Origin of the sequence: Mesorhizobium sp. WSM2240, assembly GCF_040438645.1 — a bacterium.
Taxonomy (GTDB): domain Bacteria; phylum Pseudomonadota; class Alphaproteobacteria; order Rhizobiales; family Rhizobiaceae; genus Allomesorhizobium.
In genome coordinates, this window is sequence record NZ_CP159253.1 from 2,058,594 (window position 1) to 2,080,368 (window position 21,775).

The window sequence follows — 21,775 nt, forward strand, 5'->3', positions numbered from 1 at the left end:
CTAGGTGATAGCGGGAAGGCATGACAAATTCAGGCATATCGCAGCTGTGTTCCGATCCGCAGGGCTTCTTTTCGAGCTTCGATGCCATTGTCCTTGTGGCCAACAGCCGTGATGCTGCGGGGGTGCTGGCAGCGCCGGAGATTACGGGCCGGCCGCTGTTTGTGTTCTTCAACCGCGTTTATCGCATACTTGACCGTCGCTTCGACCGCGATTGCATTTTGATCTCGCGGTCCTCACCGGTTGGGGCCAGCCTTATTTACCGCAAAGAGCTTGACGACGTCCTGTCGTTGCTGAAGGGCCCAAAATTCCATGGCATTTTGAACGTGCGGGCGGAAGCCCGTGAATTGTTCAGCAAGCCGGAGGAGTTCAAGGGTAATCCGGTCGGGTTCCTCGACCTCGTGGAATGGGCCCAGCAGATGTACCCTATTGGCCGCCGGATGCCGAGCACCGGCTTTGCGGTGGCTGTATGGCTGGCGGAGCAGAAGCTTTCTTTGCCCATTTTCCTGTCCGGTTTTTCAGGGGTACGTGAAGCCGAGTGGCGGGTCTATGACGGGCACGATTGGACTTGGGAGCAGATCGTGTTGAACCTGCTCTACAAAATGGGAAAACTGCATGAATACCGCTATGGTAAGTTCTCCGACGCCTGGCCGGTCAACTCGCTGCTTGCCCGCTTTTCCGATATCTCGCCAGGCGACCTTTCCATTACGGCAGCTGAGGTATTATCGCATCGTCTGGCCGGAACCAACCGAGTGATAGATCATATTTATTCCGGATTGCGTATACAACTCGCCGTCCGGGATTTCGTGCGGTCGCTGCGGCCGCAATCCTGGAAGGCCAAGGAGCGGGCGCGTCTCCTTGAAAACCTCAACAGCCTGAACAACAAGAGCTGACGCCGTTTCGGCTGGAAGAGAAGCGGGCGAGAAGAGACTTGCAAAATCGGACGCAACTTACTAATCGGTGTCCGCGCTAGGGGTATAGCTCAGTTGGTAGAGCGGCGGTCTCCAAAACCGCAGGTCACAGGTTCGAGCCCTGTTGCCCCTGCCAGGCGGCGGTCACGCCGCCATGAAATGAAAGACATAGCCGGTTGCGGGACGATTGGATGGTTCCGGAATTGTGCGTTTGGCAAGTAGGACGGATTTTTTGGCACTTGCGCTGCCGGGGAATCGGTTTTATGTAGGTGTAACAGACACGCGACGCGTGGAGCTGGCGATCCGGCTTTACGCGTCCGAAATGTATGGGCGGAACATAAACGGCGATTCGCCGGGTTCCGGTACCATGCAGCGGCATCTCCCGGCCAACGGGAACATCCAAAGGCCCGGCTTCGCCGGCCTTGAAAGCAGGCGGCACATGGCATCGAAAACCACCAACCCCTTCACCTTCCTCCAGCAGGTAAGGTCGGAGACGGCGAAAGTGACTTGGCCGTCGCGGCGCGAGACGGTGATTTCGACTATCATGGTTCTGGTTTTCGCGGTCATCGCGATGATCTTCTTCTTCGCCGCAGACCAGGTGATGGCCCTCGGGGTCGAGCTGATCCTCGGCATCGGCCGCTGATACCGGCGAATACGGAGAGTTTTTTGATGACTGCGCGCTGGTACATCGTCCACGCCTATTCGAACTTCGAAAAGAAGGTCGCCGAAGACATTGAGAACAAGGCCAAGCAGAAGGGCCTCGGCGATCTGATCGAGCAGATCATCGTGCCGACCGAGAAGGTTGTCGAGGTGCGCCGCGGCCGCAAGGTCGACGCTGAGCGCAAGTTCTTTCCGGGCTATGTGCTGGTGCGTGCGACGCTGACCGACGCGGTGTTCTCGCTGATCAAGAACACGCCGAAAGTGACCGGGTTTCTAGGCGATTCCAAGCCGGTCGCGATTAGCGACAAGGAAGCCGAGCGTATCCTGCATCAGGTCCAGGAGGGCGTCGAGCGGCCAAAGCCGTCGGTCACCTTCGAGATCGGCGAGCAGATCCGGGTTTCGGACGGCCCGTTCGCCTCGTTCAACGGCTTTGTCCAGGAAGTGGACGAGGAGCGGGCGCGGCTCAAGGTGGAGGTTTCGATCTTCGGGCGTGCCGTGCCCGTCGATCTCGAATTCGGACAGGTCGAGAAGAGCTGATCCGATTTGCCGGTTTGCCCTTCAGGCAATCCCGGCAGGCGGCGGGCAACGAGCTTCGCTGCCGAAGCGGTGGGAGGAAGACGCGGACTTAGCCGGCCGCGGCGACCGGACCACCAGACTGCAACCGCCGGCAAGTCCGGCATGAAAACAAGGCAGGAAAGAGATGGCTAAGAAAGTTGCGGGCCAGCTCAAGCTCCAGGTTTCCGCGGGTTCGGCGACGCCGTCGCCCCCGATCGGCCCGGCGCTTGGTCAGCGTGGCATCAACATCATGGAATTCTGCAAGGCGTTCAACGCCCAGACGCAGGAAATGGAAAAGGGCTCGCCCGTTCCGGTCGTGATCACCTATTACCAGGACAAGTCGTTCACCTTCGTCATGAAGACGCCGCCGGTGAGCTACTTCCTGAAGAAGGCCGCGAACCTGAAGTCGGGCTCCAAGGAGCCGGGCAAGGTCAGGGCCGGCACGGTTTCGCGCGACAAGGTGCGCGAGATCGCGACCGCCAAGATGAAGGACCTGAACGCAAACGACGTTGACGCGGCAATGCGCATGGTCGAGGGCTCCGCCCGCTCCATGGGCCTGGAAGTGGTGGGCTGAGATCATGGCAAAAGTTGCAAAGCGCGTAACCAAGTCCCGCGAAGGCATCGACCGCAACAAGGCCTATGCCCTGTCGGAGGCGATCAAGCTCCTGAAGGACCGCTCGACCGTCAAGTTCGACGAGACCGTTGAAGTGGCGATGAACCTCGGCGTCGACCCGCGCCATGCCGACCAGATGGTCCGCGGCGTGGTCAACCTGCCGAACGGCACCGGCCGCACCGTGCGTGTTGCGGTGTTCGCCCGCAACGAGAAGGCCGATGAAGCCCGCGCAGCCGGCGCCGATATCGTCGGCGCGGAAGACCTGGTCGAGATCGTGCAGAAGGGCGAAATCAATTTCGACCGCTGCATCGCCACGCCGGACATGATGCCGCTGGTCGGCCGTCTCGGCAAGGTCCTCGGCCCGCGCGGCATGATGCCGAACCCGAAGGTCGGCACCGTGACCGCCGACATCGCCGGAGCCGTGAAGGCCTCCAAGGGCGGCGCCGTCGAGTTTCGCGTCGAGAAGGCCGGCATCGTGCATGGCGGCGTCGGCAAGGTGTCGTTCGACGTCAAGGCGCTGGAGGAAAACATCCGCGCCTTCACCGACGCGGTGAACAAGGCCAAGCCGACGGGCGCCAAGGGCGTCTATCTCAAGAAGGTGTCGGTAACCTCGACCATGGGCCCTGGCCTGAAGGTCGATCTGGCGACCATCAGCGCGGCCTGACGCAGCGCATTAGGATCAGCAGGCAAGAGGCTGGTCCACGAAAGAATTCCGGGGCCTCCAAGAGATTGGAGGGCCTGGAGTCCGGGAGCCAAGGCTTCCGGACATCCTGTCCGAGATTGCAGGCGGCTTGAGCCTTAATCACTTCAAGCCTGCATGAGACGGGTGAAGACCTGACAAGAGAGCGAATGCTCCGCTGAAAGGTTCGAACCGTGTTTGCCTTTTGTCTGCGCACCGAAACCCAAGCAATCGGGCCGGTGTGGCGAAAGGGGGCAGGATCCTCAAGCGCCGTTCGGGAGATCTGGAAGTTCTGGATAGCCCGCCCGGCAAAAGGCAACCCGACAGCCGTTTCACAGGGAAACGGCCGTCAACTGGAGATAGGCAGTGGACAGAGCGGAAAAACGCGAACTCGTCACGGGCCTGAATGAAGCGTTCTCGAACGCGGGTTCAGTCGTCGTGGCCCACTATGCCGGTATCACCGTTGCGCAAATGAACGACCTCCGGTCGAAAATGCGCGCTGCGGGCGGCACCGTCAAAGTCGCGAAGAACCGTCTCGCCAGAATCGCTCTTCAGGGCACGGAATCCGAAGGAATCCAGGATCTGTTCATCGGACAGACGCTGGTTGCCTATTCGGACGATCCGATTACAGCGCCTAAGGTCGCGTCCGATTTCGCCAAGGGGAATGACAAGCTGATCATTCTCGGCGGCGCAATGGGCTCGACCGCGCTCAACGCCGACGGTGTGAAGGCCTTGGCCACGCTCCCGTCGCTCGACGAGCTTCGCGCGCGCTTGGTTGGCATGATCGCCACCCCGGCAACCAGGATCGCCCAGGTCGTCAACGCGCCGGCAGCCCAGCTTGCCCGCGTGTTCGGCGCCTACGCCCGGAAGGACGAGGCGGCATGAGGCCGTTCCTCGCTATCAACAATCGTTCGAACTTTTTAGAAGGAACTGAAAAATGACTGATCTCGCAAAGATCGTAGACGACCTTTCGAAGCTGACCGTCCTCGAGGCGGCCGAACTGTCGAAACTGCTTGAAGAGAAGTGGGGCGTTTCGGCCGCGGCTCCGGTTGCCGTCGCCGCTGCCGGCGGTGGCGCCGCCGCTGCTGCTCCGGTCGAAGAGAAGACCGAATTCGACGTCGTTCTCGCCGATGCCGGCGCCCAGAAGATCAATGTGATCAAGGAAGTGCGAGCCATCACCGGTCTTGGCCTGAAGGAAGCCAAGGATCTGGTGGAGGCCGCTCCGAAGCCGGTCAAGGAAGGCGTCAACAAGGCGGACGCCGACAAGATCAAGGCCCAGCTGGAAGCAGCCGGCGCCAAGGTCGAACTGAAGTAAGCGTTGCGAGTTCGGCGGGCGGCCAAAAGCCGTCCGCCGGTCCCCGCGACGGGACAAGTATTGGAAAACCTCTTTCCTGAGGGCCGGAATCGGCTCTGAGGAAACGGGTTTTCACCCGTTTCTGGACGGACCGCCTGCGCAGGCGGTCGAAAAATTGCAAGGCGAGCCCGGCTAAGGCGCGCCCCAAGAGAGGCAGCAAGGAGCGACGATGGCCCAGACCCAGACTTTCAATGGCCGCAGACGCGTACGCAAATTCTTCGGAAACATACCGGAAGTTGCGGAGATGCCGAACCTGATCGAGGTTCAGAAGGCATCCTATGACCAGTTCCTGATGGTGGACGAGCCCAAGGGCGGCCGTCCGGACGAGGGACTGCAGGCCGTTTTCAAGTCGGTCTTCCCGATTTCCGATTTTTCCGGCTCGTCGATGCTGGAATTCGTGAAGTACGAATTCGAGGGACCGAAATTCGACGTTGACGAATGCCGTCAGCGCGACCTGACCTATGCCGCGCCACTGAAGGTGACGCTGCGCCTGATCGTGTTCGATATCGACGAGGATACGGGCGCGAAGTCCATCAAGGACATCAAGGAGCAGGATGTCTACATGGGCGACATGCCGCTCATGACCTTGAACGGCACCTTCATCATCAACGGCACCGAGCGCGTCATCGTCTCGCAGATGCACCGCTCGCCGGGCGTCTTCTTCGACCACGACAAGGGCAAGTCGCACTCCTCGGGCAAGCTCCTGTTTGCCGCGCGCGTCATCCCCTATCGCGGCTCGTGGCTCGATATCGAGTTCGATTCCAAGGACGTCGTGCACGCCCGCATCGACCGCCGCCGCAAGATCCCGGTGACGTCGCTGCTGATGGCGCTCGGCATGGACGCCGAGGAAATCCTGTCGACCTTCTACAATAAGATCGAGTACCGGCGTTCGGGTGACCATTGGCGCATCCCGTTCTCCATCGATCGTTTCCGCGGCCTCAAGGCCGTGAACGACCTGGTTGATGCCGATACGGGCGAAATCGTTGTCGAGCAGGGCAAGAAGATCACCGCGCGCCAGGCCAAGCAGCTTGCCGACAAGGGCCTGAAGGCGATCAAGGCGACCGAGGACGACCTCTACGGCAGCTATCTCGCCGAAGACATCGTCAATCATGCGACAGGCGAGATCTATCTCGAGGCCGGCGACGAGATTGACGAGAAGACATTGAAGGTCCTGCTCTCGACGGGCGCAGAGGAATTCCAGGTCCTCGACATCGACCACATCAATGTCGGCGGCTATATCCGCAACACGCTCGCCGTCGACAAGAACGAGAGCCGTCAGGACGCGCTGTTCGACATCTACCGCGTCATGCGCCCGGGCGAGCCGCCCACGATCGACACCGCCGAGGCGATGTTCAACTCGCTGTTCTTCGACGCCGACCGCTACGACCTCTCGGCTGTCGGTCGCGTCAAGATGAACATGCGCCTCGATCTCAAGGCCGAGGACACCGTGCGCGTGCTGCGCAAGGAGGACATCCTCGCCGTGGTCAAGACGCTGGTCGAATTGCGCGACGGCAAGGGCGAGATCGACGATATCGACAATCTTGGCAATCGCCGGGTGCGCTCGGTCGGCGAGCTCATGGAAAACCAGTACCGCGTCGGGCTGCTCCGCATGGAGCGCGCGATCAAGGAGCGCATGTCGTCGATCGAGATCGACACCGTCATGCCGCAGGACCTGATCAACGCCAAGCCGGCCGCCGCCGCCGTGCGCGAGTTCTTCGGTTCCTCGCAGCTCTCGCAGTTCATGGACCAGACCAACCCGCTGTCGGAGATCACCCACAAGCGCCGCCTTTCGGCTCTTGGACCCGGCGGTCTGACCCGCGAGCGCGCTGGCTTCGAGGTGCGCGACGTGCATCCGACGCATTACGGCCGCATCTGCCCGATCGAGACGCCGGAAGGACCAAACATCGGCCTTATCAACAGCTTGGCCACGTTTGCTCGCGTTAACAAGTACGGCTTCATCGAGACGCCGTACCGCAAGATCGTCGACGGCAAGGTGACGATGGACGTCAGCTACCTCAGCGCCATGGAAGAGTCCAAGCACTATGTCGCGCAGGCCAACGCCCAGCTTGATAAGGACGGCCGCTTCGTGGACGAGTTCGTCATCTGCCGGCACGCCGGCGAGGTGATGATGGCGCCGCGCGAAAACGTCGACCTGATGGACGTGTCGCCGAAGCAGTTGGTCTCGGTCGCCGCCGCACTGATCCCGTTCCTGGAGAACGACGACGCCAACCGCGCTCTGATGGGCTCGAACATGCAGCGTCAGGCCGTGCCGCTGGTGCGCGCCGAAGCGCCGTTCGTCGGCACCGGCATGGAGCCGATCGTCGCCCGTGACTCGGGCGCCGCCATCGGCGCCCGCCGCGGCGGCATCGTCGACCAGGTCGACGCGACACGTATCGTCATCCGCGCGACGGAAGATCTCGATCCGGGCAAGTCCGGCGTCGACATCTACCGGCTGATGAAGTTCCAGCGTTCGAACCAGAACACCTGCATCAACCAGCGTCCGCTGGTCCGCATGGGCGACCGCGTCAACAAGGGCGACATCATCGCCGACGGTCCGTCCACCGATCTCGGCGATCTGGCGCTCGGCCGCAACGTGCTCGTCGCGTTCATGCCGTGGAACGGCTACAACTACGAGGACTCGATCCTTCTCTCCGAGAAAATCGTGTCGGACGACGTCTTCACCTCGATCCACATCGAGGAGTTCGAGGTCATGGCCCGCGATACCAAGCTCGGGCCTGAGGAAATCACGCGCGACATTCCGAACGTCTCGGAAGAAGCGCTGAAAAACCTCGACGAAGCCGGCATCGTCTATATCGGCGCGGAAGTGCTGCCGGGAGATATCCTGGTCGGCAAGATCACGCCGAAGGGCGAAAGCCCGATGACGCCAGAGGAAAAGCTCCTGCGCGCCATCTTCGGCGAGAAGGCTTCGGATGTCCGCGACACCTCCATGCGTATGCCGCCCGGCACTTACGGCACGGTCGTCGAAGTGCGCGTCTTCAACCGCCACGGCGTGGAGAAGGACGAGCGCGCAATGGCGATCGAGCGCGAGGAGATCGAGCGTCTGGCGAAGGACCGCGACGACGAGCAGGCGATCCTCGATCGCAACGTCTATTCGCGCCTTTCCGACATGCTTGACGGCAAGGAAGCGATCGCAGGGCCGAAGGGCTTCAAGAAGGGCTCCAAGCTCTCCAGGGAGACGCTCGGCGAGTACCCGCGTTCGCAGTGGTGGCAGTTCGCCATCGAGGACGAGAAGCTGCAAAGCGAACTCGAGGCACTGCGCGGCCAGTACGACGATTCCAAGAAGGCGCTCGAGCAGCGCTTCATGGACAAGGTCGAGAAGGTGCAGCGCGGCGACGAGATGCCGCCCGGCGTCATGAAGATGGTCAAGGTCTTCGTGGCCGTGAAGCGCAAGATGCAGCCCGGCGACAAGATGGCCGGCCGTCACGGCAACAAGGGCGTCGTTTCGCGGATCGTTCCGGTCGAGGACATGCCGTTCCTCGAGGACGGCACGCATGCGGACATCGTGCTCAACCCGTTGGGCGTGCCTTCGCGCATGAATGTCGGCCAAATCCTGGAGACGCATCTGGGCTGGGCCTGCGCCGGAATGGGCCGCAAGATCGGCGAGATGATCGAAGCCTACAAGGCGGACGGCAACATCAAGCCGCTGAGGGCCGAGATCGAGAACCTGATCCCGGAAAACGACCGCAACGAGCCGGTGCGCAACTTCGACGACGAGTCGATCGTTCGCCTCGGCGAGCAGATGAAGCGCGGCGTTTCGATCGCCACGCCGGTGTTCGACGGCGCGCACGAGGTCCACATCAACGAGATGCTGGAACGGGCGGGCCTTCACACCAGCGGCCAGTCGCAGCTCTATGACGGGCGCACCGGTGAGCCGTTCGATCGCAAAGTGACGATGGGCTACATATATATGCTCAAGCTTCACCATCTGGTCGACGACAAGATCCACGCGCGCTCTATCGGGCCATACTCGCTCGTCACCCAGCAGCCGCTGGGCGGCAAGGCGCAGTTCGGCGGCCAGCGCTTCGGCGAAATGGAGGTCTGGGCGCTCGAAGCCTACGGTGCCGCCTACACGCTGCAGGAAATGCTGACCGTGAAGTCGGACGACGTGGCGGGCCGCACCAAGGTCTACGAAGCGATCGTCCGCGGCGACGACAGCTTCGAGGCGGGTATTCCCGAGAGCTTCAACGTTCTCGTCAAGGAAATGCGCTCGCTCGGCCTCAATGTCGAACTGGAAAACACCAGGATCGACGAGCTGCCGGCGCGTCTGCCCGACGCTGCGGAGTAAGAAAAAATGCGCGCCGCGGAGGTTCACTCCGCGGCTGCGTCGCCTAGATATCCGGTCGCCCGGCGACCGACTGCACGGATCCGGCTGCGCCAGCGAAGCGGCAGCGCCAGAGCGGATCGCCAAGGGGTGAAATCGCCCACAATTGTTCGAAAGGGACCATTCGGTCCCACAAGGAGAACGGCATGAACCAAGAGGTCATGAATCTCTTCAACAACAACGCCCCGGCGCAGGTGTTCGATTCCATCCGGATTTCGCTCGCCAGCCCGGAAAAGATTCTGTCCTGGTCGTTCGGCGAGATCAAGAAGCCTGAAACGATCAACTACCGCACATTCAAGCCAGAGCGCGACGGCCTGTTCTGCGCGCGTATTTTCGGCCCGATCAAGGACTACGAGTGCCTGTGCGGCAAGTACAAGCGCATGAAGTACAAGGGCGTCATCTGCGAGAAGTGCGGCGTCGAGGTCACCTTGTCGCGCGTGCGGCGCGAGCGCATGGGCCATATCGAACTCGCCGCGCCGGTCGCCCATATCTGGTTCCTGAAGTCGCTGCCCTCCCGCATCGGCACCCTGCTCGACATGACGCTCAAGGACATCGAGCGGGTTCTCTATTTCGAGAACTACATCGTCACCGAGCCGGGCCTGACGGCGCTCAAGGAGCACCAGCTTCTTTCCGAAGAAGAGTACATGATCGCCGTCGACGAGTATGGCGAGGACCAGTTCACCGCCATGATCGGCGCTGAAGCCATCCATGACCTGCTTGCCGGCATGGACCTGGAGAAGATCGCGGGCGATTTGCGCTCCGAGCTTGCCTCGACCACGTCGGAGCTGAAGCAGAAGAAGTATCTGAAGCGGCTGAAGGTCGTCGAGAACTTCATGGAATCCGGCAATCGTCCGGAATGGATGATCATGAAGGTCGTGCCGGTGATCCCGCCGGACCTGCGCCCGCTCGTCCCGTTGGATGGCGGCCGCTTCGCCACGTCCGATCTGAACGATCTCTACCGCCGCGTCATCAACCGCAACAACCGTCTGAAGCGGCTGATCGAGCTGCGCGCGCCGGGCATCATCATCCGCAACGAAAAGCGCATGCTGCAGGAGGCCGTCGACGCGCTGTTCGACAATGGCCGCCGCGGCCGCGTCATTACCGGCGCCAACAAGCGCCCGCTGAAGTCGCTGTCGGACATGCTGAAGGGCAAGCAGGGCCGGTTCCGTCAGAACCTACTCGGCAAACGCGTCGACTATTCCGGCCGCTCGGTCATCGTGACCGGTCCGGAGCTCAAGCTGCACCAGTGCGGCCTGCCGAAGAAGATGGCGCTCGAACTGTTCAAGCCGTTCATCTACGCCCGTCTCGACGCCAAAGGTTACTCCTCGACCGTCAAGCAGGCGAAGAAACTGGTCGAGAAGGAAAAGCCGGAAGTCTGGGATATCCTCGACGAGGTTATCCGCGAGCATCCGGTGCTGCTCAACCGCGCGCCGACGCTGCACCGCCTCGGCATCCAGGCGTTCGAGCCGATCCTGATCGAAGGCAAGGCGATCCAGCTTCACCCGCTGGTCTGCACCGCATTCAATGCTGACTTCGACGGCGACCAGATGGCCGTTCACGTGCCGCTGTCGCTCGAGGCTCAGCTTGAAGCCCGCGTGCTGATGATGTCGACCAACAACATCCTGCATCCTGCTTCCGGCGCACCGATCATCGTGCCGTCGCAGGACATGGTGCTTGGCCTCTACTACCTGTCGATCGTCAATCAGAACGAGCCGGGCGAGGGCATGGTGTTTGCCGACATGGGCGAACTCCAGCACGCGCTCGAGACCAAGGCGGTGACGCTGCACGCCAAGATCAAGGGCCGCTTCCGGACCGTGGATGCGGAAGGCAACGTCGTGTCGAAGATCTACGACACGACGCCCGGCCGCATGATCATCGGCGAGCTTCTGCCGAAGAACGTCAACGTGCCGTTCGAGATCGCCAACCAGGAGATGACCAAGAAGAACATCTCCAAGATGATCGACACCGTCTATCGTCACTGCGGTCAGAAGGAGACGGTCATTTTCTGCGACCGCATCATGGCGCTCGGCTTCAGCCACGCTTGCAAGGCCGGCATTTCGTTCGGCAAGGACGACATGCTGATCCCCGAGGACAAGGCGGAACTGATCGCGCAGACCGACACGCTCGCGAAGGAATACGAGCAGCAGTACAATGACGGTCTGATCACCCAGGGCGAGAAGTACAACAAGGTGGTCGACGCCTGGGCCAAGTGCTCGGAAAAGGTCGCCGACAAGATGATGGCCCGCATCAAGGCGGTCGAGTTCGAGGAGAACGGCCGTCAGAAGCCGATGAACTCGATCTACATGATGAGCCACTCCGGCGCCCGCGGGTCTCCGACCCAGATGCGCCAGCTTGCCGGCATGCGCGGCCTGATGGCCAAGCCTTCGGGCGAGATCATCGAGACGCCGATCATCTCGAACTTCAAGGAAGGTCTGACCGTTCTTGAATACTTCAACTCGACCCACGGCGCCCGCAAGGGCCTCGCGGACACCGCGCTGAAGACCGCGAACTCCGGCTACCTGACCCGCCGCCTCGTCGACGTGGCGCAGGACTGCATCGTCAACTCGATCGACTGCGGCACCGAGAAGGGCCTGACCATGCAGCCGATCGTCGATGCTGGCCAGGTGGTCGCGTCGCTCGGCCAGCGCATCCTCGGCCGCACCGCGCTCGACGACATCAATCACCCGATCACGGGCGATCTGATCGTCAAGGCGGGCACGCTGATGGATGAGCGCGACATCGAGCAGATCGAAAAGGCCGGCATCCAGTCGGTGCGCATCCGCTCGGCGCTGACCTGCGAGGTCAGGACCGGCGTTTGCGCGGTCTGCTACGGTCGCGACCTGGCTCGCGGCACGCCCGTCAACCAGGGCGAAGCCGTTGGCGTCATCGCGGCGCAGTCGATCGGAGAGCCGGGCACGCAGCTCACCATGCGCACCTTCCACATGGGCGGCACGGCGCAGGTCGTCGACAGTTCGTTCCTGGAAGCGTCGTATGAGGGCACGGTCGAGATCCGCAACCGTAACGTGGTTCGCAATTCCGACGGCCAGCTGATGGTCATGGGCCGCAACATGGCGGTCCTGATCCTCGACGAAGCCGGCAAAGAGCGCGCCACGCACCGCGTCACTTATGGCTCTCGCATCTTCGTGGACGATGGCGACAAGGTGAAGCGAGGCCAGCGCATCGCCGAGTGGGACCCGTACACCCGTCCGATCCTCACCGAAATCGAGGGCAGGGTGGTGTTCGAGGATCTGGTCGACGGCATCTCCGTGCAGGAAACGGCCGACGAGTCGACCGGTATCACCAAGCGCGAGGTCATTGACTGGCGCTCGACGCCGCGCGGCTCGGATCTCAAGCCGGCGATCGCCATCCATGACGCCAAGGGCAAGGTCGGCAAGCTCGCCAAGGGCGGCGAAGCCCGCTTCCTGCTCTCGGTCGAGGCGATCCTGTCGGTGGAACCCGGCGCGATGGTGCGTCCGGGCGACGTGATTGCGCGTATTCCGATGGAAAGCGCGAAGACCAAGGACATCACCGGCGGTCTGCCGCGTGTGGCCGAGCTCTTCGAGGCACGCCGTCCGAAGGATCACGCCATCATTGCCGAGATCGACGGCACGATCCGGTTCGGCCGCGACTACAAGAACAAGCGCCGCATCATCATCGAGCCGCATGACTCGACGCTCGAGCCGGTCGAATACCTGATCCCGAAGGGCAAGCCGTTCCATCTCCAGGACGGTGACGCTATCGAGAAGGGCGACTACATCCTCGACGGCAACCCGGCGCCGCACGACATCCTGGCGATCAAGGGCGTGGAGGCTCTGGCTTCCTACCTCGTCAACGAGATCCAGGAGGTCTACCGGTTGCAGGGCGTGTTGATCAACGACAAGCACATCGAGGTGATCGTTCGCCAGATGCTGCAGAAGGTCGAGATCACCGCGCAGGGCGACTCGACCTACATTCCGGGCGACCACGTCGACGTGATCGAGCTGGAAGAGATCAACGATCGCCTGGTCGAGGAGGGCAAGAAGCCCGCCGAAGGCCAGCCGGTGCTCCTCGGCATCACCAAGGCCTCGCTGCAGACGCCGTCCTTCATCTCCGCCGCCTCCTTCCAGGAGACGACGCGGGTGCTGACGGAAGCCGCGGTGGCCGGCAAGACCGACATGCTCCAGGGTCTCAAGGAAAACGTCATCGTCGGCCGCCTCATCCCGGCGGGCACGGGCGGGCAGATGAGCCAGATCCGGCGCATCGCGACCTCGCGCGACGAGCTGATCATCGACGAGCGACGCAAGTCGTCGGGCGCCGAGACGGCCGAGCCGATGCTGGCCGACATGACCAACGCCGCGGAATAATCGCGGGGTTCATCAGGAACGAAAAGCCGCCGGGGCGACCCGGCGGCTTTTATGTTTTTTTGCATTCTATCGGCAGGGGCTGTCGTCTCAAGGCGCTCAAACACTCTCCTTGAACGTCACGATCGACACTTCGCCCTCCAGCGCGCCCTGCCAGGCCGAGAGATGCGGCTCCTCGTCGGGTTCGCCCTGCATGTCGCCGATCTGGTCGAGCTCGGCTTCGGCGTAGCCCTCCTTGGCGAGCGCCCCGAGCGCCGTCCGCACGGCGGAATCGTCGTCCGGCGCGACCAGCATCACATGCACGCCATCGGACTTGCCGCCCTTCCTGCGCCACACCCGCCCGGTGATGATGGTGACCGGCCTTTCCTCATTGTCGTTCATGTTGTGATTCCCGATTCTCTTGTCCCGAAGGCCGCAAGCGCCTATCTGACGCCCTGAAGCGGGTTTTTGCATGAAGCTCCGCCGACTGACAGACAAAACCGCGTCACTTTCTATTTCGCAACTGCGAAATGACGAAAGATAATGTCGCGGCTGCCGGTGTCGTCGGCAAAGTCCCGGTTTCGCTAAGATTATCTCCGATGCGGGGTTGACGGTACGGGGTGTTGCGAGTATTACCCGCGGCGTCTGAACCGATGTGAGGTTTGGCTTTCCAGGGCGTCGCGCCCCGGAGTTTGCCTCAAACAAGGTTCGTTTTAAGAGCGAAAACACATTTCCGGCGTGCATGAAGCGGCTTCCGCTTCCTCTGCTTTTTTGTTCGGGCAGGACCGCGATTAGCGGTTTGGGGCCTGAATTTGCGTATGGAAACGACGCTTGAAGCCGCCCGTGAATGGGCTCGAGACACGGAATTAGAGACAAGAGGGTTTAATGCCTACCGTCAACCAGCTGATCCGCAAGCCGCGCATAGCGCCGGTGAAGCGCAATAAGGTTCCGGCCATGCAGGCCAATCCGCAGAAGCGGGGCGTCTGCACGCGCGTCTACACGACGACGCCGAAGAAGCCGAACTCCGCGCTCCGCAAGGTCGCGAAAATCCGCCTGACCAACGGCTTCGAGGTGATCGGCTACATCCCCGGCGAAGGCCACAACCTTCAGGAGCACTCCGTGGTGATGATCCGCGGCGGCCGCGTGAAGGATCTTCCGGGCGTGCGCTATCACATCATCCGCGGCGTGCTCGACACGCAGGGCGTGAAGAACCGCAAGCAGCGCCGTTCGAAGTACGGCGCCAAGCGTCCGAAGTAAGGTTACAGGCTCAGGCTTCGCCGCCGAGCTTTGCAGTTGAGAGACGAGAACCATGTCCCGACGTCACAGTGCAGAAAAGCGTGAGATTAACCCGGACCCTAAGTTCGGCGACCTGATCGTCACCAAGTTCATGAACGCCGTCATGTATCACGGCAAGAAGTCGGTCGCTGAGACCATCGTCTATGGCGCGCTCGACCAGGTTCAGGCCAAGACCAAGCAGGAGCCGGTGACGGTGTTCCATCAGGCGCTCGACAATGTCGCGCCGCATGTGGAAGTGCGTTCGCGTCGTGTCGGCGGCGCCACCTACCAGGTTCCGGTCGACGTGCGCCCCGAGCGCCGTCAGGCGCTCGCCATCCGCTGGCTGATCACGGCTGCGCGCAACCGCAACGAAACCACCATGGTCGAGCGTCTTTCGGGCGAACTGATGGATGCTGCGAACAATCGCGGCACTGCCGTCAAGAAACGTGAAGACACCCACAAGATGGCGGAAGCCAACCGCGCCTTCGCGCACTATCGCTGGTAAGCGCGCGGAAAAGAGACTGAGAGGCATCCACCATGGCACGCGAATACAAGATCGAAGACTATCGCAACTTCGGCATCATGGCGCACATCGACGCCGGCAAGACCACGACCACGGAGCGCGTGCTCTATTATACCGGCAAATCGCACAAGATCGGCGAAGTCCATGACGGCGCCGCGACCATGGACTGGATGGAACAGGAGCAGGAGCGCGGCATCACCATCACCTCAGCCGCGACCACGACCTTCTGGAAGGGTCGTGACGGCAAGCTGCGCCGCTTCAACATCATCGACACGCCCGGCCACGTCGACTTCACCATCGAGGTGGAGCGTTCGCTGCGCGTTCTCGACGGCGCGATCGCGCTGCTCGATGCGAATGCCGGCGTAGAGCCGCAGACCGAGACTGTCTGGCGCCAGGCCGACAAGTACCGCGTCCCGCGCATGATCTTCTGCAACAAGATGGACAAGGTCGGCGCCGACTTCTATCGCTCGGTCGAGATGATCGGCTCGCGCCTCGGTGCGCAGGCCGTCGTCATGCAGTTGCCGATCGGCGCCGAGACCGAGTTCAAGGGCGTCGTCGACCTCGTCGAGATGAACGCGCTGGTATGGCGCGACGAGTCTCTGGGCGCTGCCTGGGACGTTGTCGAGATTCCGGCCGACCTCAAGGCGCGCGCCGAAGAATTCCGCGAGAAGATGATCGAAGCCGCCGTCGAAATGGACGAGACCGCGCTCGAGAACTACCTCGAAGGCAAGATGCCGTCGAACGACGAGATCCGCGCTCTGATCCGCAAGGGCACCATCGCGGTGAAGTTCTTCCCGATGTTCTGCGGCTCGGCCTTCAAGAACAAGGGCGTGCAGCCGCTGCTCGACGCCGTCGTGGAATACCTGCCTTCGCCGCTCGACGTGCCGGCGATCAAGGGCGTCGACGCCAAGACCGATGCCGAGATCGAGCGCCATGCCGATGATAGCGAACCGCTGTCGATGCTGGCCTTCAAGATCATGAACGACCCGTTCGTCGGTTCGCTGACCTTTGCCCGCATCTATTCGGGCAAGCTCACCAAGGGCGCGTCGGTCGACAATACGGTCAAGGGCAAGAAAGAGCGCATCGGCCGCATGCTGCAGATGCATGCGAACTCCCGCGCGGACATCGACGAGGCTTACGCCGGCGACATCGTGGCGCTGGCTGGTCTCAAGGACACGACCACCGGCGATACGCTGTGTGATCCGGCCCATCCGGTGATCCTCGAGCGCATGGAATTCCCCGATCCGGTTATCCAGATCGCCATCGAGCCGAAGACCAAGAACGACCAGGAAAAGATGGGTCTTGCTCTTCATCGCCTGGCTGCTGAGGATCCGTCCTTCCGCGTCAAGACCGACGAAGAATCCGGCCAGACCATCATTGCCGGCATGGGCGAACTGCACCTCGACATCATCGTCGACCGCATGCGCCGCGAGTTCAAGGTAGAGGCCAATGTCGGCGCGCCGCAGGTGGCCTATCGCGAGACGATCACCCGCTCGCACGAGCAGGACTACACCCATAAGAAGCAGACCGGCGGTACCGGCCAGTTCGCCCGTGTCAAGCTGCTCTTCGAGCCGGATCCGGAAAGCACCGAGTTCCAGTTCGAATCGAAGATCGTCGGCGGCGCCGTGCCGAAGGAGTACATCCCCGGCGTCGAGAAGGGCATCAACAGCGTCATGTCGTCGGGCCCGTTCGCCGGCTTCCCGATGATCGGCGTGAAGGCCACTCTCATCGACGGCGCCTTCCACGATGTCGACTCGTCGGTTCTGGCGTTCGAAATCGCTGGCCGCGCCTGCTTCCGTGAAGCTGCGCCGAAGCTTGGTGTGCAGCTGCTCGAGCCGATCATGAAGGTCGAGGTGGTGACGCCGGAAGATTATGTCGGCAACGTCATCGGCGATTTGAACTCCCGCCGCGGCCAGATCCAGGGTCAGGAGACCCGCGGTGTCGCCGTCGTCGTCAACGCGATGGTGCCGCTGGCCAACATGTTCAAGTACGTCGACAATCTGCGTTCGATGTCGCAGGGCCGCGCCCAGTACACGATGCAGTTCGACCACTATGAGCCGGTGCCGACCGCGGTGGCTCAGGAAGTCCAGAAGAAATACGCGTAGTTCCAGGGAACTGCGTCAGTCGCTTAATCAGTTGCCTTAACCGGGCTAGGAATGGAGACCTCACATGGCCAAGAGTAAATTCGAGCGCACGAAGCCGCATGTGAACATTGGCACGATCGGCCATGTCGACCACGGCAAGACGTCGCTGACGGCTGCGATCACCAAGTATTTCGGCGAGTACAAGGCCTACGACCAGATCGACGCGGCGCCGGAGGAGAAGGCGCGCGGCATCACGATCTCGACGGCGCATGTCGAATACGAGACGCCGAACCGGCACTATGCGCATGTCGACTGCCCCGGCCACGCCGACTATGTGAAGAACATGATCACGGGCGCGGCGCAGATGGACGGCGCGATCCTGGTGGTTTCGGCCGCCGACGGCCCGATGCCGCAGACCCGCGAGCACATCCTGCTTGCCCGCCAGGTCGGCGTGCCTTCGATCGTTGTGTTTCTTAACAAGGTCGACCAGGTCGACGACGCCGAGCTGCTTGAGCTGGTCGAGCTGGAGGTGCGCGAGCTCCTGTCGAAGAACGAGTTCCCCGGCGACGACATTCCGATCATCAAGGGTTCGGCTCTGGCCGCTCTCGAGGATTCGGACAAGAAGATCGGCGAGGATGCGATCCGCGAGCTGATGGAAGCCGTCGACAGCTACATCCCGACGCCGGAGCGCCCGATCGACCAGCCTTTCCTGATGCCGATCGAGGACGTGTTCTCGATCTCGGGCCGCGGCACGGTGGTGACCGGGCGCGTCGAGCGCGGCGTGGTCAAGGTCGGCGAGGAGCTTGAGATCGTCGGCATCCGCCCAACCACCAAGACGACCTGCACGGGCGTTGAGATGTTCAGAAAACTGCTCGACCAGGGCCAGGCCGGCGACAATATCGGCGCGCTGTTGCGCGGCGTCGACCGCGAGGGCGTCGAGCGCGGCCAGGTTCTGGCCAAGCCCGGCTCGGTCAAGCCGCACAAGAAGTTCAAGGCCGAGGCCTACATCCTGACCAAGGAGGAGGGCGGGCGCCACACGCCGTTCTTCACCAACTACCGTCCGCAGTTCTACTTCCGCACGACGGACGTGACCGGCATCGTGTCGCTGGCCGAAGGCACCGAAATGGTGATGCCGGGCGACAATGTGACGGTCGATGTCGAGCTGATCGTGCCGATCGCCATGGAGGAGAAGCTGCGCTTCGCCATCCGCGAAGGCGGCCGCACCGTCGGCGCCGGCGTCGTCGTGACGATCACCGAATAACAAATAACCGATCTGTCGCGGGCGGGACTTCGCCCGCGCCGCGCCAGAACAAGGAAAAGACGAATGAACGGCCAGAATATCCGCATACGCCTGAAAGCGTTTGACCACCGGGTGCTCGATGCCTCGACGCGCGAGATCGTGTCGACGGCAAAGCGCACCGGCGCCAACGTCCGCGGCCCCATTCCGCTGCCGACGCGGATCGAGAAATTCACGGTCAACCGCTCGCCGCATGTCGACAAGAAGAGCCGTGAGCAGTTCGAGATGCGCACGCACAAGCGGCTGCTCGATATCGTGGACCCGACGCCCCAGACGGTCGATGCGCTGATGAAGCTCGATCTCGCAGCCGGCGTCGATGTCGAAATCAAGCTCTGAGAGCTGACATGAGCCGGCGGGCGAAGACCCAAAGGCTCCTCTGAAGGAAAACGAACCGATGCGTTCAGGTGTTATAGCACAGAAGTTGGGCATGACCCGCGTCTACAACGACGCCGGCGAGCATGTTCCGGTCACTGTTCTCCGCATGGAGAACTGCCAGGTCGTGGCTCAGCGCACGAAAGAGAAGAACGGCTACACCGCCGTCCAGCTCGGCGTTGGTCTGGCCAAGGTCAAGAACACGTCGAAGTCGATGCGCGGCCATTTCGCCGCCGCCTCGGTCGAGCCGAAGTCGAAGGTCGCGGAATTCCGCGTCTCCGATGAAAACATGCTCGACATCGGCGCCGAGATCACGGTCGAGCACTATGTGCCCGGCCAGAAGGTCGACGTGACCGGCACCACGATCGGCAAGGGCTTCCAGGGCGTCATCAAACGCCACAATTTCGGTGGTGGACGCGCGACCCACGGTAACTCGGTGTCGCACCGCACGCACGGCTCGACCGGCCAGCGCCAGGACCCGGGCAAGGTGTTCAAGGGCAAGAAGATGGCCGGCCACATGGGCTCGACCCGCGTGACCACCCAGAATGTCGAGGTCGTTTCGACCGATACGGACCGTGGCCTGATCCTGATCCGCGGTGCGGTTCCGGGTTCGAAGGGCGCGTGGATCCTGGTTCGCGACGCCGTCAAGGAAGCGTTGCCTGAAAACGCGCCGAGGCCCGCCGGCATTCGCGCCGCGGCCAAGAGCGCAGCTCCGGCCAATGAGGGAGCGGAATAATGGATCTCAAGATTTCAACGCTTGGCGGCGAAGACGCCGGCAAGGTCAAGCTCTCGGAAGAGATTTTCGGCCTTGACCCGCGCGAGGACATCCTGCAGCGCGTCGTGCGCTGGCAGCTCGCCAAGAAGCAGCAGGGCACGCACAAGACCAAAGGCCGCGCCGAAATCGCGCGCACCGGCGCCAAGATGTACAAGCAGAAGGGTACGGGCCGCGCCCGTCACCATTCGGCTCGCGCTCCGCAGTTCCGCGGCGGCGGCAAGGCTCACGGCCCGGTCGTTCGCAGCCATGAGCACGACCTTCCCAAGAAGGTCCGCGCTCTCGGCCTGAAGCATGCGCTGTCGGCCAAGGCCAAGTCGTCCAGCCTGATCATCGTCGATGATCTGAAGCTGACCGAAGCCAAGACGAAGGCGCTGGTGGCAAACTTCGAGAAGCTCGGCCTGACCAACGCACTGATGATCGGCGGCGCCGAGCTTGACGTTAACTTCAAGCGCGCGGCCACGAACATCCCGAACATCGACGTGCTGCCGATCCAGGGCATCAACGTCTACGACATTCTGCGCCGCGGCACGCTGGTCCTTTCCAAGGCCGCCGTCGAGGCCCTCGAGGAGCGCTTCAAATGACGGATCTCCGCCACTACGACGTGATCGTCAGCCCGGCGATCACCGAAAAGTCGACCATGGCTTCCGAACAGAACCAGGTCGTGTTCAACGTCGCCAAGAAGGCGACGAAGCCGGAAATCAAGGCTGCCATCGAGGCGCTGTTCAGCGTCAAGGTGACGGCCGTCAACACCCTGATCCGCAAGGGCAAGGTGAAGCGTTTCCGCGGCACGGCAGGCCGGCAGAGCGATGTGAAGAAGGCGGTTGTGACGCTGGCCGAAGGCCAGTCGATCGACGTCGCTACGGGTCTCTGAGAGGCGCGAGGACAGTAAAATGGCATTGAAGAATTTCAAACCGGTAACGCCCAGCCTTCGTCAGCTGGTTCTCGTCGACCGCTCGGCCCTCTACAAGGGCAAGCCGGTCAAGGGCCTGACGGAAGGTCTGACCAAGTCGGGCGGCCGCAACAATTACGGCCGCATCACCGCCCGCTTCATCGGCGGCGGCCACAAGCGTTCGTATCGCATCATCGACTTCAAGCGCCGCAAGTTCGATATGCAGGCGACGGTCGAGCGGATCGAGTACGACCCGAACCGCACCGCCTTCATCGCGCTGGTCAAGTATGATGACGGCGAGCTGAACTACATCCTGGCGCCGCAGCGTCTGGCCGTCGGCGACAAGATCATCGCCGGCGAGGCGGTCGACGTGAAGCCGGGCAATGCGATGCCGCTTTCGGCCATGCCGGTCGGCACGATCGTCCACAATGTCGAGCTGAAGCCCGGCAAGGGCGGCCAGATCGCGCGTTCGGCCGGTTCATACGCCCAGCTCGTTGGCCGTGACCAGGGCATGGCGATCCTGCGCCTCAATTCGGGCGAGCAGCGCGTCGTCAGCGGCTTGTGCATCGCCACCGTCGGCGCGGTCTCCAATCCGGACCACGCCAACATCAATCTCGGCAAGGCCGGCCGCAAGGTCTGGCTCGGCAAGCGCCCACACAATCGCGGCGTGACCATGAACCCGGTCGATCACCCGCATGGCGGCGGCGAAGGCCGCACCTCCGGCGGACGCAATCCGGTGTCGCCGTGGGGCAAGCCGACCAAGGGCAAGAAGACGCGGTCCAACAAGGCGACCGACAAGTTCATCCTGCGCTCGCGTCATCAGCGCAAGAGCTAAAGAGAGGTAGGCGGAAGTGACCCGTTCAGTTTGGAAAGGCCCGTTCATCGACGGCTTTCTCTTGAAGAAAGCCGAGAAGGTGCGCGAAGGCGGCCGTAGTGAAGTGATCAAGATGTGGAGCCGCCGCTCTACCATTCTGCCGCAGTTCGTCGGCCTGACCTTCGGCGTCTACAACGGCCAGAAGCACATCCCGGTCTCCGTGTCGGAAGACATGGTCGGCCACAAGTTCGGCGAATTCGCCCCGACCCGGACCTATTACGGTCACGGCGCGGACAAGAAAGCGAAGAGGAAGTAA

Annotated in this window: 20 protein-coding genes and 1 tRNA gene; 20 read left to right on the forward strand and 1 reads right to left on the reverse strand. The window is 62.2% G+C overall.

Features of this window, described 5'->3' with window-relative positions:
• The first annotated feature begins 20 nt into the window (after window positions 1-20).
• From ABVK50_RS09810 to rpoC, 10 genes are all read left to right on the forward strand, one after another.
• Entirely contained in the window at window positions 21-890 is an 870-nt protein-coding gene (locus tag ABVK50_RS09810) for a 3-deoxy-manno-octulosonate cytidylyltransferase (RefSeq protein ID WP_353641738.1), read from the forward strand.
• A 78-nt stretch (window positions 891-968) separates the two neighbouring features.
• A tRNA-Trp gene (locus ABVK50_RS09815) sits at window positions 969-1,044 on the forward strand.
• A gap of 303 nt (window positions 1,045-1,347) precedes the next feature.
• Window positions 1,348-1,551: a preprotein translocase subunit SecE gene (secE, locus tag ABVK50_RS09820; RefSeq protein ID WP_040586979.1), complete on the forward strand. Its 204-nt coding sequence runs from the start codon at window positions 1,348-1,350 to the stop codon at window positions 1,549-1,551.
• 26 nt (window positions 1,552-1,577) lie between these two features.
• Entirely contained in the window at window positions 1,578-2,105 is a 528-nt protein-coding gene (gene nusG / locus ABVK50_RS09825) for a transcription termination/antitermination protein NusG (RefSeq protein ID WP_353641737.1), read from the forward strand.
• A 163-nt stretch (window positions 2,106-2,268) separates the two neighbouring features.
• Window positions 2,269-2,697 (forward strand): 50S ribosomal protein L11, encoded by a 429-nt coding sequence (rplK, locus tag ABVK50_RS09830; protein ID WP_165033477.1) that lies wholly within the window; start codon window positions 2,269-2,271, stop codon window positions 2,695-2,697.
• 4 nt (window positions 2,698-2,701) lie between these two features.
• Window positions 2,702-3,400 carry a 50S ribosomal protein L1 gene (rplA, locus tag ABVK50_RS09835; RefSeq protein WP_353641736.1) on the forward strand — a complete coding sequence of 233 codons (699 nt, stop codon included), beginning with the start codon at window positions 2,702-2,704 and terminating at the stop codon, window positions 3,398-3,400.
• 381 nt (window positions 3,401-3,781) lie between these two features.
• On the forward strand, window positions 3,782-4,300 hold the full coding sequence (rplJ, locus tag ABVK50_RS09840) for a 50S ribosomal protein L10 (protein WP_353641735.1): 519 nt from the start codon (window positions 3,782-3,784) through the stop codon (window positions 4,298-4,300).
• A 52-nt stretch (window positions 4,301-4,352) separates the two neighbouring features.
• Window positions 4,353-4,730: a 50S ribosomal protein L7/L12 gene (gene rplL, locus ABVK50_RS09845; RefSeq protein WP_353641734.1), complete on the forward strand. Its 378-nt coding sequence runs from the start codon at window positions 4,353-4,355 to the stop codon at window positions 4,728-4,730.
• Between the two features lie 208 nt (window positions 4,731-4,938).
• Window positions 4,939-9,075 (forward strand): DNA-directed RNA polymerase subunit beta, encoded by a 4,137-nt coding sequence (rpoB, locus tag ABVK50_RS09850; RefSeq protein WP_353641733.1) that lies wholly within the window; start codon window positions 4,939-4,941, stop codon window positions 9,073-9,075.
• A gap of 182 nt (window positions 9,076-9,257) precedes the next feature.
• Window positions 9,258-13,454, forward strand: a complete 4,197-nt coding sequence (gene rpoC / locus ABVK50_RS09855) for a DNA-directed RNA polymerase subunit beta' (protein ID WP_353641732.1) — start codon at window positions 9,258-9,260, stop codon at window positions 13,452-13,454.
• Between the two features lie 96 nt (window positions 13,455-13,550).
• On the opposite strand, the gene ABVK50_RS09860 is transcribed toward rpoC, so the two are convergent.
• Window positions 13,551-13,832 carry a transcriptional regulator gene (locus ABVK50_RS09860; protein ID WP_353641731.1) on the reverse strand — a complete coding sequence of 94 codons (282 nt, stop codon included), beginning with the start codon at window positions 13,830-13,832 and terminating at the stop codon, window positions 13,551-13,553.
• A gap of 483 nt (window positions 13,833-14,315) precedes the next feature.
• Between ABVK50_RS09860 and rpsL the strand changes: the two genes are divergently transcribed.
• The 10 genes from rpsL (at window position 14,316) to rpsS (ending at window position 21,775) form a co-directional block, all read left to right on the forward strand.
• The gene (rpsL, locus tag ABVK50_RS09865; protein WP_008837709.1) at window positions 14,316-14,687 is read left to right on the forward strand and encodes a 30S ribosomal protein S12; all 372 of its coding nucleotides are present in this window, start codon (window positions 14,316-14,318) and stop codon (window positions 14,685-14,687) included.
• Window positions 14,688-14,739: 52 nt separating this feature from the next.
• Window positions 14,740-15,210 carry a 30S ribosomal protein S7 gene (gene rpsG, locus ABVK50_RS09870; RefSeq protein WP_353641730.1) on the forward strand — a complete coding sequence of 157 codons (471 nt, stop codon included), beginning with the start codon at window positions 14,740-14,742 and terminating at the stop codon, window positions 15,208-15,210.
• Between the two features lie 32 nt (window positions 15,211-15,242).
• The gene (gene fusA / locus ABVK50_RS09875; protein WP_353641729.1) at window positions 15,243-17,333 is read left to right on the forward strand and encodes an elongation factor G; all 2,091 of its coding nucleotides are present in this window, start codon (window positions 15,243-15,245) and stop codon (window positions 17,331-17,333) included.
• Between the two features lie 64 nt (window positions 17,334-17,397).
• On the forward strand, window positions 17,398-18,573 hold the full coding sequence (gene tuf / locus ABVK50_RS09880; protein ID WP_353641728.1) for an elongation factor Tu: 1,176 nt from the start codon (window positions 17,398-17,400) through the stop codon (window positions 18,571-18,573).
• Between the two features lie 63 nt (window positions 18,574-18,636).
• Window positions 18,637-18,945, forward strand: coding sequence for a 30S ribosomal protein S10 (gene rpsJ / locus ABVK50_RS09885; RefSeq protein WP_006205468.1), 309 nt, complete (start codon window positions 18,637-18,639; stop codon window positions 18,943-18,945).
• A gap of 58 nt (window positions 18,946-19,003) precedes the next feature.
• Window positions 19,004-19,717 (forward strand): 50S ribosomal protein L3, encoded by a 714-nt coding sequence (gene rplC / locus ABVK50_RS09890; protein ID WP_165028820.1) that lies wholly within the window; start codon window positions 19,004-19,006, stop codon window positions 19,715-19,717.
• A complete protein-coding gene (gene rplD, locus ABVK50_RS09895; RefSeq protein ID WP_165028818.1) occupies window positions 19,717-20,337 on the forward strand; it encodes a 50S ribosomal protein L4 in 621 nt (206 codons plus the stop codon). The genes rplC and rplD overlap by 1 nt, the downstream gene beginning before the upstream one ends.
• Window positions 20,334-20,627 (forward strand): 50S ribosomal protein L23, encoded by a 294-nt coding sequence (locus ABVK50_RS09900; RefSeq protein WP_165028815.1) that lies wholly within the window; start codon window positions 20,334-20,336, stop codon window positions 20,625-20,627. The genes rplD and ABVK50_RS09900 overlap by 4 nt, the downstream gene beginning before the upstream one ends.
• A 19-nt stretch (window positions 20,628-20,646) precedes the next feature.
• Complete coding sequence (rplB, locus tag ABVK50_RS09905) at window positions 20,647-21,480, forward strand: 50S ribosomal protein L2 (protein ID WP_008837717.1); 834 nt, start codon at window positions 20,647-20,649, stop codon at window positions 21,478-21,480.
• A 16-nt stretch (window positions 21,481-21,496) separates the two neighbouring features.
• A complete protein-coding gene (gene rpsS / locus ABVK50_RS09910; RefSeq protein ID WP_008837718.1) occupies window positions 21,497-21,775 on the forward strand; it encodes a 30S ribosomal protein S19 in 279 nt (92 codons plus the stop codon).

Coding starts and splice junctions, on each gene's coding strand:
- rpoB (WP_353641733.1), top strand. CDS start 4,939: ATGGCCCAGACCCAGACTTTCAATGGCCGCAGACGCGTACGCAAATTC.
- tuf (WP_353641728.1), top strand. CDS start 17,398: ATGGCCAAGAGTAAATTCGAGCGCACGAAGCCGCATGTGAACATTGGC.
- rplD (WP_165028818.1), top strand. CDS start 19,717: ATGGATCTCAAGATTTCAACGCTTGGCGGCGAAGACGCCGGCAAGGTC.
- fusA (WP_353641729.1), top strand. CDS start 15,243: ATGGCACGCGAATACAAGATCGAAGACTATCGCAACTTCGGCATCATG.
- rplB (WP_008837717.1), top strand. CDS start 20,647: ATGGCATTGAAGAATTTCAAACCGGTAACGCCCAGCCTTCGTCAGCTG.
- secE (WP_040586979.1), top strand. CDS start 1,348: ATGGCATCGAAAACCACCAACCCCTTCACCTTCCTCCAGCAGGTAAGG.
- rpsJ (WP_006205468.1), top strand. CDS start 18,637: ATGAACGGCCAGAATATCCGCATACGCCTGAAAGCGTTTGACCACCGG.
- rplL (WP_353641734.1), top strand. CDS start 4,353: ATGACTGATCTCGCAAAGATCGTAGACGACCTTTCGAAGCTGACCGTC.
- rplK (WP_165033477.1), top strand. CDS start 2,269: ATGGCTAAGAAAGTTGCGGGCCAGCTCAAGCTCCAGGTTTCCGCGGGT.
- rpsG (WP_353641730.1), top strand. CDS start 14,740: ATGTCCCGACGTCACAGTGCAGAAAAGCGTGAGATTAACCCGGACCCT.
- rplA (WP_353641736.1), top strand. CDS start 2,702: ATGGCAAAAGTTGCAAAGCGCGTAACCAAGTCCCGCGAAGGCATCGAC.
- rpsL (WP_008837709.1), top strand. CDS start 14,316: ATGCCTACCGTCAACCAGCTGATCCGCAAGCCGCGCATAGCGCCGGTG.
- ABVK50_RS09900 (WP_165028815.1), top strand. CDS start 20,334: ATGACGGATCTCCGCCACTACGACGTGATCGTCAGCCCGGCGATCACC.
- ABVK50_RS09810 (WP_353641738.1), top strand. CDS start 21: ATGACAAATTCAGGCATATCGCAGCTGTGTTCCGATCCGCAGGGCTTC.
- ABVK50_RS09860 (WP_353641731.1), bottom strand. CDS start 13,832: ATGAACGACAATGAGGAAAGGCCGGTCACCATCATCACCGGGCGGGTG.
- nusG (WP_353641737.1), top strand. CDS start 1,578: ATGACTGCGCGCTGGTACATCGTCCACGCCTATTCGAACTTCGAAAAG.
- rplC (WP_165028820.1), top strand. CDS start 19,004: ATGCGTTCAGGTGTTATAGCACAGAAGTTGGGCATGACCCGCGTCTAC.
- rpoC (WP_353641732.1), top strand. CDS start 9,258: ATGAACCAAGAGGTCATGAATCTCTTCAACAACAACGCCCCGGCGCAG.